At 68.8% G+C, this 11,821-nt stretch carries 14 protein-coding genes; 9 read left to right on the top strand and 5 right to left on the bottom strand.

Going from position 1 to position 11,821, the window contains the following annotated elements; translation table 11 throughout:
- Positions 1-22: 22 nt before the first annotated feature.
- The 3 genes from glpK to M4D53_RS02205 all read right to left on the bottom strand — a co-directional run bounded on the left by glpK (position 23) and on the right by M4D53_RS02205 (position 4,149).
- On the bottom strand, positions 23-1,537 hold the full coding sequence (gene glpK / locus M4D53_RS02215) for a glycerol kinase GlpK (RefSeq protein WP_187663980.1): 1,515 nt from the start codon (positions 1,535-1,537) through the stop codon (positions 23-25).
- A 36-nt stretch (positions 1,538-1,573) separates the two neighbouring features.
- Positions 1,574-2,347, bottom strand: coding sequence for an MIP/aquaporin family protein (locus M4D53_RS02210; RefSeq protein WP_187663981.1), 774 nt, complete (start codon positions 2,345-2,347; stop codon positions 1,574-1,576).
- A gap of 92 nt (positions 2,348-2,439) precedes the next feature.
- Complete coding sequence (locus tag M4D53_RS02205; RefSeq protein WP_187663982.1) at positions 2,440-4,149, bottom strand: glycerol-3-phosphate dehydrogenase/oxidase; 1,710 nt, start codon at positions 4,147-4,149, stop codon at positions 2,440-2,442.
- 102 nt (positions 4,150-4,251) lie between these two features.
- Between M4D53_RS02205 and M4D53_RS02200 the strand changes: the two genes are divergently transcribed.
- On the top strand, positions 4,252-5,223 hold the full coding sequence (locus M4D53_RS02200) for a sugar-binding transcriptional regulator (RefSeq protein WP_187663983.1): 972 nt from the start codon (positions 4,252-4,254) through the stop codon (positions 5,221-5,223).
- A 12-nt stretch (positions 5,224-5,235) separates the two neighbouring features.
- Here M4D53_RS02200 and M4D53_RS02195 read toward each other — a convergent pair whose 3' ends face one another.
- Entirely contained in the window at positions 5,236-6,387 is a 1,152-nt protein-coding gene (locus tag M4D53_RS02195; RefSeq protein ID WP_187663984.1) for a glutamate--cysteine ligase, read from the bottom strand.
- 208 nt (positions 6,388-6,595) lie between these two features.
- On the opposite strand from M4D53_RS02195, the gene rpsP reads away from it, so the two are divergent.
- Genes rpsP through M4D53_RS02165 form a run of 6 tightly spaced genes read left to right on the top strand, consistent with a single transcriptional unit; the run spans position 6,596 to position 9,855 of the window.
- A complete protein-coding gene (gene rpsP / locus M4D53_RS02190; protein ID WP_259951649.1) occupies positions 6,596-7,033 on the top strand; it encodes a 30S ribosomal protein S16 in 438 nt (145 codons plus the stop codon).
- A gap of 6 nt (positions 7,034-7,039) precedes the next feature.
- Positions 7,040-7,270, top strand: coding sequence for an RNA-binding protein (locus M4D53_RS02185; RefSeq protein WP_025103341.1), 231 nt, complete (start codon positions 7,040-7,042; stop codon positions 7,268-7,270).
- Complete coding sequence (gene rimM / locus M4D53_RS02180) at positions 7,254-7,871, top strand: ribosome maturation factor RimM (RefSeq protein ID WP_259951648.1); 618 nt, start codon at positions 7,254-7,256, stop codon at positions 7,869-7,871. The genes M4D53_RS02185 and rimM overlap by 17 nt, the downstream gene beginning before the upstream one ends.
- Positions 7,872-7,890: 19 nt before the next feature.
- A complete protein-coding gene (gene trmD / locus M4D53_RS02175; RefSeq protein ID WP_259951647.1) occupies positions 7,891-8,595 on the top strand; it encodes a tRNA (guanosine(37)-N1)-methyltransferase TrmD in 705 nt (234 codons plus the stop codon).
- Between the two features lie 46 nt (positions 8,596-8,641).
- On the top strand, positions 8,642-9,376 hold the full coding sequence (locus M4D53_RS02170) for a class I SAM-dependent methyltransferase (protein WP_259951646.1): 735 nt from the start codon (positions 8,642-8,644) through the stop codon (positions 9,374-9,376).
- Positions 9,373-9,855 (top strand): pyrimidine dimer DNA glycosylase/endonuclease V, encoded by a 483-nt coding sequence (locus tag M4D53_RS02165; protein WP_259951644.1) that lies wholly within the window; start codon positions 9,373-9,375, stop codon positions 9,853-9,855. Before M4D53_RS02170 ends, M4D53_RS02165 begins: the two co-directional genes overlap by 4 nt.
- On the opposite strand, the gene map is transcribed toward M4D53_RS02165, so the two are convergent.
- Positions 9,818-10,600 (bottom strand): type I methionyl aminopeptidase, encoded by a 783-nt coding sequence (gene map, locus M4D53_RS02160; protein ID WP_259951643.1) that lies wholly within the window; start codon positions 10,598-10,600, stop codon positions 9,818-9,820. The two genes, M4D53_RS02165 and map, sit on opposite strands and share 38 nt — an antisense overlap.
- Positions 10,601-10,709: 109 nt before the next feature.
- On the opposite strand from map, the gene M4D53_RS02155 reads away from it, so the two are divergent.
- Positions 10,710-11,198: an MFS transporter permease gene (locus M4D53_RS02155; protein ID WP_187663991.1), complete on the top strand. Its 489-nt coding sequence runs from the start codon at positions 10,710-10,712 to the stop codon at positions 11,196-11,198.
- A gap of 169 nt (positions 11,199-11,367) precedes the next feature.
- Entirely contained in the window at positions 11,368-11,718 is a 351-nt protein-coding gene (gene rplS, locus M4D53_RS02150; protein WP_025103348.1) for a 50S ribosomal protein L19, read from the top strand.
- Positions 11,719-11,821 lie beyond the last annotated feature (103 nt).

Genomic DNA, 11,821 nt, shown 5'->3' with positions numbered 1-11,821 from the left:
GACCCGCCTCGTCATGCGGTGATCAGCGCACGTCGTCGTCGACCCAGTCCATCGACTTGGTGACGGCCTTGCGCCACAGGCGCAGCTGACGGTCGCGCTCATCCGCGTCGAGCGAAGGCTCCCAGCGGCGGTCCTCCTGCCAGTTCGCGGACAGGTCGTCGAGACCGCTCCAGAAGCCGACCGCGAGACCGGCCGCGTAGGCCGCACCGAGCGCCGTGGTCTCCGCCACGACCGGACGCACGACCGGGACACCGAGGATGTCGGCCTGGAACTGCATGAGCGCGTCGTTGGCGACCATGCCGCCGTCGACCTTGAGCTCGCTGAGATCCACTCCGGCGTCCGCGTTGACCGCGTCGAGCACGTCACGGGTCTGGAAGGCCACGGCCTCCAGGGCGGCGCGCGCGATGTGGTTCTTGTTCGCGTAGCGGGTGAGGCCGACGATCGCGCCGCGGGCGTCAGGACGCCAGTACGGCGCGAAGAGACCCGAGAACGCGGGGACGATGTACACGCCGCCGTTGTCCTCGACCTTCTCGGCCAGCTCCTCGACCTCAGGGGCCGAGGAGATGATGCCGAGCTGGTCGCGCAGCCACTGGATGAGCGAGCCGGTGACCGCGATCGACCCCTCCAGCGCGTAGTGCGTGGGCTGGTCGCCGAGCTTGTAGCCGACGGTGGTGAGCAGTCCGTTCTTCGAGCGGACGATCTCCTCGCCCGTGTTGAAGATGAGGAAGCAGCCCGTGCCGTAGGTGTTCTTGCTCTCGCCCTTCTGGAACGCGGCCTGGCCGAACGTCGCCGCCTGCTGGTCGCCGAGGATGCCGGCGATCGGCGTCTCGCGGAGCAGCGATGAGCTCTCGGCCGCACCGTAGACCTCGGAGGAGGAGCGGATCTCCGGCATCATCGAGCGCGGCACGCCGAACGCCTCGAGGATGTCGTCGCGCCATTCCAGCGTCTCGAGGTCCATGAACATCGTGCGCGAGGCGTTGGTGACGTCGGTCGCGTGCACGCCGCCGTCGATGCCGCCCGTGAGGTTCCACAGGACCCAGGAGTCGGTCGTGCCGAAGAGCAGGTCTCCGGCCTCGGCCTTCTCGCGGGCGCCTTCGACGTTCTCCAGGATCCAGGTGATCTTGGTGCCGGAGAAGTACGTCGCCAGGGGGAGCCCGACGATCGACTTGAACCGGTCGACGCCCTCGTCGCCCGCGAGGCGGTTGACGATCTCCTGCGTGCGGGTGTCCTGCCAGACGATGGCGTTGTAGACCGGCTTGCCCGTGGTCTTGTCCCACACGACCGCGGTCTCGCGCTGATTCGTGATGCCCACGGCGGCGATGTCGTGGCGGGTGAGATCGGCGCGACCGAGGGCCAGACCGATCACCTCCTGGACATTGCGCCAGATCTCGGCGGCGTCGTGCTCGACCCATCCGGCCTTGGGAAGGATCTGCTCGTGCTCCTTCTGACCGGTGGCGACGATGCTGCCCTTCTTGTCGAAGATGATCGCGCGGCTCGACGTGGTGCCCTGGTCGATCGCGATGATGTAGTCAGCCATGTGTTCTCCTTTGAATTCCCGAGCGGTTGAGGGGGATCAGCCGGCGAGGCTGAGCAGGCCGGGGGCGGCGAGGGCGGCGATGACACCACCGATGAGCGGACCGACGACGGGCACCCACGAGTAGGACCAGTCGCTGGAACCCTTGCCCTGGATCGGGAGGATCGCGTGGGCGATGCGGGGACCGAGGTCACGCGCCGGGTTGATGGCGTATCCGGTCGGACCACCGAGCGATGCACCGATCGCGACCACCAGCAGGGCGACCGGAAGAGCGGTGAGCGGGCCGAGGCCACCGGGCGTGCCGACCTCGATGTCGCCGTAGTCCGCGAACGCGAAGATGACGAAGACGAGGACGAAGGTGCCGATGATCTCCGTGACGAGGTTCCAGCCGTACGAGCGGATGGCGGGGCCGGTGGAGAAGACGCCGAGCTTGTTCGCGGCCTCCGGCTCCTGGTCGAAGTGCTGCTTGTAGGCGAGCCAGACGACGATGGCACCGATGATCGCGCCGAGGAGCTCCGCCCCGGTCGCGGTGAGGAACATCGTGAAGTCGATGCCCTTGGCGGGATCCAGCAGGTTCTGCACCCAGAGGCCGATACCGACGGCCGGGTTCAGGATGGCACCGGAGTACGCCGAGACGAGCACACCCGCGAACACCGCGAGACCCCATCCCCAGTTGACCATCAGGAAGCCGCCGCCGAAGCCCTTGTTCTTCGCCAGGGCGACGTTCGCCACCACACCGCAGCCGAGCAGGACCAGCATCGCTGTGCCGACGAGCTCCGAGAGGAAGTAGAGACCGAGATTGACGTCAGTCATGTCTTCGTTGACCTTTCTTGCGGGTCGGGGCCCCTCTGCCCCGACCCCTTATGGGGTAGCACCGCGAGGAGGGCGCGGTGGTCGGGGCCCCGTCAGCCGCGGGTGCGGGACGGGATGTCGAGTCCGTGTCGCTCGTTCAGCAGCAGGCGCGTCTGCTCCACCTCGGCGTCGTGACGCTCTCGGTCCCATCCGAGGAGCGGTGCCAGGGCGTCGGCGATCTCGTCGAGGACTTCTGCCTGCGCTCCACCGGTGAAGGCGATGCTGGTGCGGCGGAGGATGACGTCCTCGAGACGGGCGACCATCTCCTCGTTGACCATCCACTCCAGCTCACGGGTCGACAGGTCGCCGCCGGCGAGGGGGGCGTCGTCCCCCTGCTCGACGAACGCCCAGACGGCCGCCGCTCCGGTGCCGTAACGGGCGAGGAGCTGATCGGCCCGAGCGCCGGCGCCGGCGAGGTTCTCCTGGATCCAGATCCGCTTCGCCTTCTCGGTGCGCGGGAACTCGCGTCCGCCGCCGATCGCGCGTCCGGCCGTGGAGACGGTGCGCGTGCGGCCGAGGAGGCCGAGCACGGTGTCGGAGAGCGACTCTCCCAGGGCGCGGAACGTGGTCCACTTGCCGCCCACGAGGCTCACCAGCGGGACGGCGCCCTTGCGGTCGACCTCGACGCGGTAGTCGCGCGAGACGAATCCGGGAGCGGTGTCCTCGTGGCGGGGGAGCGGCCGGATGCCGGAGAAGTTGTAGACGATCTGCTCGCGGGTCACCGAGATCGACGGGAACACGTGGTGGATGAGGTCGAAGAAGTAGTCGATCTCCTCCTCCGTGCACACCGGCACCTCGCGCGGGTCGGCGTCGATGTCGGTGGTGCCCACGAGGACGCGCCCCTTGAGCGGGTAGATCAGCACGATACGGCCGTCGGAGTGCTCGAAGAAGATCTCGCGACCTCGCGTCGCCTCGAGCAGCTCCGGGTGGTCGAGCACGATGTGCGAGCCCTTGGTGCCGCCCATGAAATGGGTGTCGGTGCCGAGCGCGTCGTTCGTGAGGTCGGTCCACGGGCCGGAGGCGTTCACGACGACATCCGCGGTCACGGTGAACTCGGTGCCGCTCTCGCGGTCACGGAGGGTGATCTGCTCGCCGTCGCGGCCGATCGCCTCGACGTAGTTGAGAGCCACCGCACCCGGGTGGCTCGCGCGGCCGTCCTGCAGCACGTCGAGCGCCAGGCGCTCCGGATCGTGCATCGAGGCGTCGTAGTACGTGGCCGTGTACTTGATCTTCGGGTCCATCGACGGCAGCTCGGCAAGGGACTTCTTGCGTCCGAGGAAGCGGTGGCGGGGCACGGTGCCGCCGTCGCGGGAGAACGTGTCGTAGATGGTGAGGCCGACCTTGATGAGGAAGGCGCCGCGCTCCTTCGGCTTCCCGCTCTTGTGGGTGAGGAACCGGAGGGGAGCGGAGAGGATCCCCGAGAACGTGGAGTAGATCGGGATCGTCGTCTGCAGCGGCTTGACGTAGTGCGGGGCGATCTTGAGCAGGCCGTTGCGCTCTTCCACCGACTCCCGGACGAGGCGGAACTCGCCGTTCTCGAGGTAGCGGATGCCGCCGTGGATCATGTGGCTCGAGGCCGCGGAGGCACCGGAGGCGAAGTCGCCGCGTTCGACCAGGACGACGTCCACACCCTGCAGGGCCAGATCACGGAACGTCGAGATGCCGTTGATGCCGCCGCCGATGACGAGGACGCTGGTGCGCCCGGATTCCCGGAGCGCGCGGACCGCGTCCCGCTCCGGGGACGTGTGGGTGGAATCGATCATCCTCGACCCTCTCTTCCTTGCTTGCCACCAGCATCGACCTCCGTGACGCCGCGCGCAAGCTGGCTGCACATATGTGCAAGGATCGAGGGAGAGGAGGTCATCATGGCGGGATCCGGAGCACCGTCGCGCGACGGGAAGCTGATCGCCGCGCTCACGGCCGCGCAGCTGTACTACATGCAGGACAAGACCATGGAGGTCATCGCGCAGGAGCTCGGCACCTCCCGGTCGTCCGTGTCACGGTTGCTCAGCTTCGCGCGGGAGAGCGGCCTCGTCGACATCCGGATCAACTCCCCCCTGGAGCGTCTGGGAATGCTCGAGCAGCGCATCAGGGATCGGCACCGCGTGGTGGCGCACGTCGTGCCGATGGCGGAGATCGTGAGCGAGGTCGAGCGACTGGAGCGCGTGGCGCTGACCGCAGGGCGCCTCCTGTCCCAGTTCGTCGACTCCAACATGATCGTCGGCGTGGCGTGGGGATCGACGATCAGCGCGGTCAGTCGCGGTCTCACCCAGAAGGAGACGCACAACACGACGTTCGTGCAGCTCAACGGCGCCGGGAACACCCAGACCAGCGGTGTGGAGTACTCCAGCGACATCCTGCAGCGCTTCGGGAGCGCGTTCGGTGCGCAGGTGCAGCAGTTCCCCGTGCCCGCCTTCTTCGACGACCCCGCCACCCGGGAGGCTATGTGGCGCGAGCGCAGCACCCGCCGCGTGCTCGATCTGCAGGCGAAGATGGACATCGCCGTGTTCAGCCTCGGGTCTCCGGCGGCGGAGGTGCCCAGCCGCGTCTACGTCGGCGGTTACCTCGGGCGGGAGGACTACCGCAGTCTGCGGGAGGACCATGCGATCGGCGACGTGGCGACGGTCTTCTTCCGGGCCGACGGCTCCTGGCGCGACATCCGGCTCAACGCGCGGGCGACGGGGCCGGGACTCGACCGGCTGCGGCGGGTGCCGCGTCGCGTGTGCGTCGTCTCGGGTGTGCCCAAGCTCGCGAGTCTGCGGGCGGCGATAGCCGCCGAGCTGATCACGGATGTGGTGCTCGACGAGGGTCTCGCACGTCGACTCGTCGAGGACTGAGTCGCGTCCGCGTCACTCGCCTTCGATCGACGACTGCGGTCCGGTCCGGAACTCCCGGATGAGGTGCTGGACCACGGCGCGGAGATCGCCGTCCGTGGCGTCGGCGACCGCGAGCTGACGCGCATAGCTCGCCCCGCCGTCGAGGATCGACGCGATGCTGCCGAACTCCCGGACGCACCCGAGCTCGACGGCGACCGGGGCCAGTTCCTCGATCTTCTCGGTCAGGTGCTCGCGAACGGGGCGCTGCGTGCCGATCGTGTCGACGATGACGCGCGCGTCCAGGCCGTATCGGGCCGCGCGCCACTTGTTCTCGCGGTGGAACCAGGCCGGAAGATCGGGGAGTGCCGCGCCTTCGTCGAGAAGTCGGGAGAAGTGCTCGACGAGGACCTGTACGAGCGCGGCCACCGCGGCCATCTCGGAGAGCGTCGAGAGGCCGTCGCACGCGCGGACCTCGATCGTGCCCCAGCGCGGAGCGGGGCGGATGTCCCAGCGCACCTCGGTGGCATCGGCCATCACGCCGGTGCGGACCATGTCGTCCAGATACCGCTCGAACTCCGACCAGTCCCGGAGCGGCCAGGGCAAGCCCGCCGTCGGCAGCTGCTGGAAGACGAGCGCGCGGTTGGAGGCGTACCCCGTGCGCTCCCCGGCCCAGAACGGACTGGACGCCGACAGCGCCTGGAGATGGGGAAGATACGCCGACAGCGCGTTGATGATGGGGAAGACCTTGCGCTGCTCGTCGACGCCCACGTGCACGTGGATACCCCAGATCATCATGTTGCGCCCCCACCACTGGGTGCGCTCGATGAGGCTGTGATAGCGGGTCTTGTCTGTCACCGACTGGTCGTACCACTGGGCGAAGGGGTGGCTTCCGGCGGAGAGCAGCTCGATACCGGCCGGATCGGTGGCCGACCGCACCGCCGCGATCGCGTTCGCGATGTCATCGACGGCGTGCGCGACGGAATCGCCGATCCCGCTGGTCACCTCGATGGTGTTCGTGAGCAGCTCGCCGGTGACGGTGTGGCGCTCGTCCTCGCTCTCCGCCTCCAGCGCGGCGAGGAGCTCCGGTGCGCGACCGACGAGATCACCGGTCTCGGGATCGGCGAGCATGATCTCCCACTCGAGACCGACGGTGGAGCGGGCCGAAGCGGCGAAGTCGAGCTGCACGGGGACAGTCTGACACGGCCCGGGGCCGACTCCGCAACGCCGTGTCGCCGGGTTTCGCGCCCGGCGCGCGCATCTGGCAGAATAGAGGGTCGGACGACGTGCTCGACCCTCTATCCAGCACTCGTCCTCCTCATTTGAGCTTCCGCCGGGTGTGCACCCCACGCTCCAGGCGACCGGTTCGTTTCCTTCCACACCATTCAGGAGAATCGTGGCTGTCAAGATTCGTCTCAAGCGCATGGGCAAGATCCGCGCGCCGTACTACCGCATCGTCGTCGCCGACTCGCGCACCAAGCGCGACGGTCGCGTGATCGAGGAGATCGGCAAGTACCACCCCACCGAGGAGCCCTCCTTCATCGAGGTCGACTCCGAGCGTGCGCAGTACTGGCTCTCCGTCGGCGCGCAGCCGACCGAGCAGGTCACCGCCATCCTCAAGATCACGGGCGACTGGGGCACCTTCAAGGGCGACAAGGACGTCAAGTCCACCCTCAAGGTCGCCGAGCCGAAGGCCGCCTTCGAGGTCGACGCCTCCAAGAAGTCCGTCGTGAAGCCCAAGGCGGAGAAGAAGGAGGAGGCCCCCGCTGCGGAGGCCCCCGCCGCTGACGCCGACGCGGAGGCCGCTGAGGCTCCCGCCGCCGACGCCGAGTAATCCATCGTGCTCGCCGCCGCGCTCGAACACATCGTCAAGGGGATCGTCGATCACCCCGAAGATGTGCGCATCCACGAATCCTCGTCGCCCCGTGGCGACCTGCTCGAGGTGCGTGTGCACCCCGACGACCGTGGACGCGTGATCGGGCGCGGCGGCCGCACGGCCAAGGCCCTGCGCACCCTCGTGAGTGCACTCGCCGACGGGCGTCGTGTCCGCGTCGATGTCGCGGACGACTGACGTGGTGTCGCAGGACCGCACCCAAGGCCGTAACCAACTGCGCGTCGGGCGCCTGGTCAAGGCTCACGGGCTCAAGGGCGCGCTGAAGCTCGAGCTCTACACCGACAATCCGGAGCGGCGCTTCGTCCCCGGGGCCGCGTTCACGTTGCAGGTGCCAGAGGCATCTCCGTGGCACGGCAAGGAGATCGTCGTCCGCGAATACCGCGTGATGAACGGCAACCCCGTCGTCTTCTTCGAGGACGTGGACGATCGCACCGCCGCCGAGAGCCTCGTCCGCGCCATCCTCTGGATGGACCAGGACGAGGACGAGACCGAGGACGACGCCTGGTTCGACCACCAGCTCGTCGGCCTGGACGTCGTGCGGGACGAGGTCGTCGTCGGCCGCGTGGTCCGCGTCGAGCACCTGCCGGCGCATGACCTCCTGATCGTGAAGCCGTCGTCGGGCGGGAGCACGGACGAGGTGATGGTCCCGTTCGTCGAGGCCATCGTCCCCACCGTCGACGTCGCGGCCGGACGGGTCATCGTCACCCCTCCCGCCGGGCTCTTCGAGGAGCTTCCCGAGTCGGAGGACGAGACCACCGCCTCCGACGCTGCCGAGTGACCGCTGATACGGTTCCCCCGTGCGCATCGACGTCGTCTCCATCTTCCCCTCGTACTTCGACGGACTGACGCTCTCCCTGCTCGGCAAGGCCCGCGGCTCGGGTCTGCTCGACCTCCAGGTGCATGATCTTCGCGACTGGACGCACGACCGCCATCGCACCGTCGACGACACTCCGTACGGCGGAGGAGCGGGCATGGTCATGAAGCCGGAGCCGTGGGGGCTCGCCCTCGACGAGCTCACCGCGGATACCGCCGCGCCGCCGACCATCATCTTCCCGTCGCCGGCGGGCGAGGTCTTCACCCAGGCGACCGCGCGGGAGCTCGCGGGGCGCGACCACCTCGTGTTCGGCTGCGGGCGCTACGAGGGCATCGACGAGCGCGTCTTCGAGTACGCCGCCGAGCGTGGCGAGGTGCGGCTGCTGAGCCTCGGCGACTACGTGCTCAACGGCGGCGAGGTCGCGACGATGGCGATGATCGAGGCCATCGGCCGTCTCATCCCCGGGGTCGTCGGCAATCCGGCGAGCCTGGTCGAGGAGTCGCACGAGGACGGACTCCTCGAGTACCCGTCGTACACCAAGCCCTCCGTCTGGCGTGACCGTGCGGTACCGGATGTGCTCCTCAGCGGCAACCACGGGGCGATCGCGGCATGGCGGCGCGAGCAGCAGCTCGTCCGCACGCGGCTGCGCCGCCCCGATCTGCTTCCGGACGCGCCGACCGACGACTGACCGCACCGCGACCGTCTGCGGCAACGACTGCTGTTAGCGTCGAGACATGGTGGATGTGACACGCGCGCGATCGTTCGACGGCATCGGCGAGGAGTACGACCGCTACCGACCGGGCTTCCCGGAGCGTGCGGCCGACATCATCGTTCCGGCGCCGGTGGCCACGGCGCTCGACCTCGGCGCCGGCACCGGCAAGTTCACCAGCCTGCTCGTCGAGCGTGCGGCGCGGGTGATCGCCGTCGAGCCTTCCGCGCCGATGCTCGCCGTCCTCGCCCGGACGCTGCCGACGGTCGAGGCGCGGCCGGGGACCGCGGAGAGCATCCCCGTGCCGGACGGTTCCGTGGATGTCGTCAGCGTCGCGCAGGCGTTCCACTGGTTCGACCGGGATACGGCGGCGGCCGAGATCGCCCGCGCACTCGTCGCCGACGGGACGCTCGGGCTGCTCTGGAATCGCGCCGACCCCGCCTGTGCGTGGGATCTCGCCTGCCATCGGGTGGCGCATCCCGCGGTCGGCGCGGACGACGACACCTCCGCATCGGCGACCGACATCCCCGGCTTCGTCCTGGAAGCCCACGAGGAGGTGCGCTGGACGGAGCGGATCAGCCGCGAGGTCTACCTCCGACGCTGGGGCACGGTGAGCAGTCTCCTCGTGGCGGACGACGCGGAGCGTGCAGGGATGGTGGCGGCCCTGGAGGCGGTGCTGGACGGCGCGGACGAGACGCGCGGGAAGGCGGAGTTCGACCTCCCCCATCTCACCGATGTGTTCCGCTACCGCCGCGTATGAGGATCTGGTCGCTGCACCCTGAGTACCTCGACCGTCAGGGTCTCGTCGCCTGCTGGCGGGAGACGCTGCTCGCGCAGGCGGTGCTCGCCGACGCCACGAAGGGGTATCGGCGACACCCGCAGCTCGAGCGGTTCCGGGAGGCAGCGGATCCGCTGGCCGCGGTGGGCGCGTACCTCGTCGCTGTCGCCGACGAGGCGGACGCCCGCGGCTACCGTTTCGACCGCACGCGCATCCGGCGCCGGGAGCCTGCCGTTCCGACGATGCCGGTCACCGCGGGGCAGCTCGCGCGGGAATGGGAGCACCTGCGTGCGAAGCTCGCCGAGCGCAGTCCTGAGGTGCTTCAGCGGCACGGGGATGTGGCGCTCCCGAAGGCGCACCCGCTGTTCACCGTCGTGCCGGGGCCGGTCGCATCCTGGGAACGCGCCGACCCGGCGGCCGAGGTCAGTCCACCCCGAGGAACGAGCGATCCGTCAGGATGATCGGCCCGTCGTCGGTGATCGCGATGGTGTGCTCGGAGTGCGCCCCTCGGGACCCGTCCGCGCTGCGCAGCGTCCACCCGTCGGGGTCGGTGACCAGCTCGTCCGTGGTCGCGAGGAACCAGGGCTCCAGCGCGAGCACGAGGCCGGCGCGGAGCGGGAACCCGCGGCCCGCGCGGCCGTCGTTCGCGACGTGGGGGTCGCCGTGCATCGTGCGGCCCACGCCATGCCCGCCGAAGTCGGTGTTGATGGAGTACCCCTCGCCGTGCGCGATCTCTGCGATGGCAGCGGAGATGTCACCGATGCGGTGCCCGACCACCGAGGTCTCGATCGCCGCGGTCAGCGCGCGCTCGGTGGTGTCGATGAGACGCAGGTCCTCATCCCGCGGCATGCCCACGACGAAGGAGACCGCGGAATCCGCGACCCAGCCGTCGACCGAGACGGCGAAGTCGAGGGTGACGAGGTCGCCGTCCTTGAGTGCGTAGTCATGGGGGAGACCGTGCAGCACCGCGTCGTTCACCGAGGTGCAGATGACCTTGCCGAACGGGCTCGCGCCGAACGACGGGTGGTAGTCGATGTAGCAGGACTCGGCGCCCGCCTTGCGGATCATGTCGTGGGCCCGGCGGTCGATCGCCAGGAGGTTGGTGCCGACCTTCGTCTCGTCGCGCAGGGTCGCCAGCGTCTCGGCGACGAACCGGCCTGCCGCGCGCATCTCATCGATCTCGGCAGGGGTGCGCAGTTCGATCATCAGTGTCCTCTCGTCCCGTCCATTCTCCCTGATCGGACGGAGTGCCCGGCGCCTGCCGCTCTCAGCGAACACCCGTGACGGGGGCCCGACCTCGCCGTAGCATCGGAGCATGTGGATCCGACAGGCCTTCTTCCGCTGGCTGCTGCCGTCGGCGTTCCTCCTGCCGCTGTGGCTCCTCATCGGCTGGGCCGTCTTCCAGGGTGGCTGGTCCATCCTCTGGGTGCTGCTCATCGCGATGCCCTCGGTCTTCGTGGGACAGCTCCTGCTCACGCTGCTGACGCGTTCCCGGCCGTCTGTCCGCGCCGAGCGCGCCCTGTCGTGGTGGGACGTCGCCGGGTTCGGTCTCTGGCACGCGCTGACGATCGCGGTCGGCTTCTTCATCGATGGCGCTTTCGGTTGGCTCCTCGCCGCCGCCATCGTGGTGGGCATCGGACTGGTGTGGCTGCAGCTGTGGCAGCTCTGGAATGAAGCGCGGGGGAGTGGAGCGCGGATTCGTGAGACCATCTCCTGGTCGACGATGACCCCGCCCCGTGCGGAGACGACGCAGACCAGCGTGCACGAGGTGATCGTGGTGCGGGAGACCGACGACCGGCCCTGACCGCTCGTTTTGGTGGGACATGCCATCCGTGGCAGAATGGTTCTTTGTGCCGTGACCGGCTCTGCCCCAGGGGAGCCCGCGGACGCGTCAGCGCCGTTCGGCACACTCCCATTCTTGTTCCTTCCTAATCCGTGCATCCGACCTGAGGCGAGTGCAGAGAGAGACGATCATGCAGATCCTCGACGCCGTCGACGCGGCTTCGCTCCGTTCCGACATCCCCGAGTTCTTCCCCGGTGACACCGTCAAGGTGCACGTCAACATCACCGAGGGCAACCGTTCTCGTATCCAGGTCTTCCAGGGCGTCGTCATCGGCCGCCAGGGCGACAGCGTCCGCGAGACGTTCACCGTCCGGAAGATCAGCTTCCAGGTGGGTGTCGAGCGTACTTTCCCCGTGCACTCCCCGGTGATCGACCACATCGAGGTCGTCACCCGCGGTGACGTGCGTCGCGCCAAGCTCTACTACCTGCGCGAGCTCCGCGGCAAGAAGGCGAAGATCAAGGAGAAGCGCGTCAACAACTGACGCGAAGCTTCTTCACAGCACCCCGGGACACGATGTCCCGGGGTGCTTTCGTTCTGTCCCCGGTGTGCGAACCTTGTTACTGCCGTGCGCTCACGGTGCACTC

This window comes from Microbacterium meiriae (assembly GCF_025143875.1).
Taxonomy (GTDB): Bacteria; Actinomycetota; Actinomycetes; order Actinomycetales; family Microbacteriaceae; genus Microbacterium; species Microbacterium meiriae.
This window is presented reverse-complemented; position numbering and strand designations above follow the sequence as displayed.

What these genes read in the sequence shown, in the direction of transcription:
- glpK (WP_187663980.1), bottom strand. Translation starts at nt 1,537, where the DNA reads ATGGCTGACTACATCATCGCGATCGACCAGGGCACCACGTCGAGCCGC.
- M4D53_RS02210 (WP_187663981.1), bottom strand. Translation starts at nt 2,347, where the DNA reads ATGACTGACGTCAATCTCGGTCTCTACTTCCTCTCGGAGCTCGTCGGC.
- M4D53_RS02205 (WP_187663982.1), bottom strand. Translation starts at nt 4,149, where the DNA reads ATGATCGATTCCACCCACACGTCCCCGGAGCGGGACGCGGTCCGCGCG.
- M4D53_RS02200 (WP_187663983.1), top strand. Translation starts at nt 4,252, where the DNA reads ATGGCGGGATCCGGAGCACCGTCGCGCGACGGGAAGCTGATCGCCGCG.
- rimM (WP_259951648.1), top strand. Translation starts at nt 7,254, where the DNA reads ATGTCGCGGACGACTGACGTGGTGTCGCAGGACCGCACCCAAGGCCGT.
- M4D53_RS02170 (WP_259951646.1), top strand. Translation starts at nt 8,642, where the DNA reads ATGGTGGATGTGACACGCGCGCGATCGTTCGACGGCATCGGCGAGGAG.
- M4D53_RS02165 (WP_259951644.1), top strand. Translation starts at nt 9,373, where the DNA reads ATGAGGATCTGGTCGCTGCACCCTGAGTACCTCGACCGTCAGGGTCTC.
- map (WP_259951643.1), bottom strand. Translation starts at nt 10,600, where the DNA reads ATGATCGAACTGCGCACCCCTGCCGAGATCGATGAGATGCGCGCGGCA.
- M4D53_RS02155 (WP_187663991.1), top strand. Translation starts at nt 10,710, where the DNA reads ATGTGGATCCGACAGGCCTTCTTCCGCTGGCTGCTGCCGTCGGCGTTC.
- rplS (WP_025103348.1), top strand. Translation starts at nt 11,368, where the DNA reads ATGCAGATCCTCGACGCCGTCGACGCGGCTTCGCTCCGTTCCGACATC.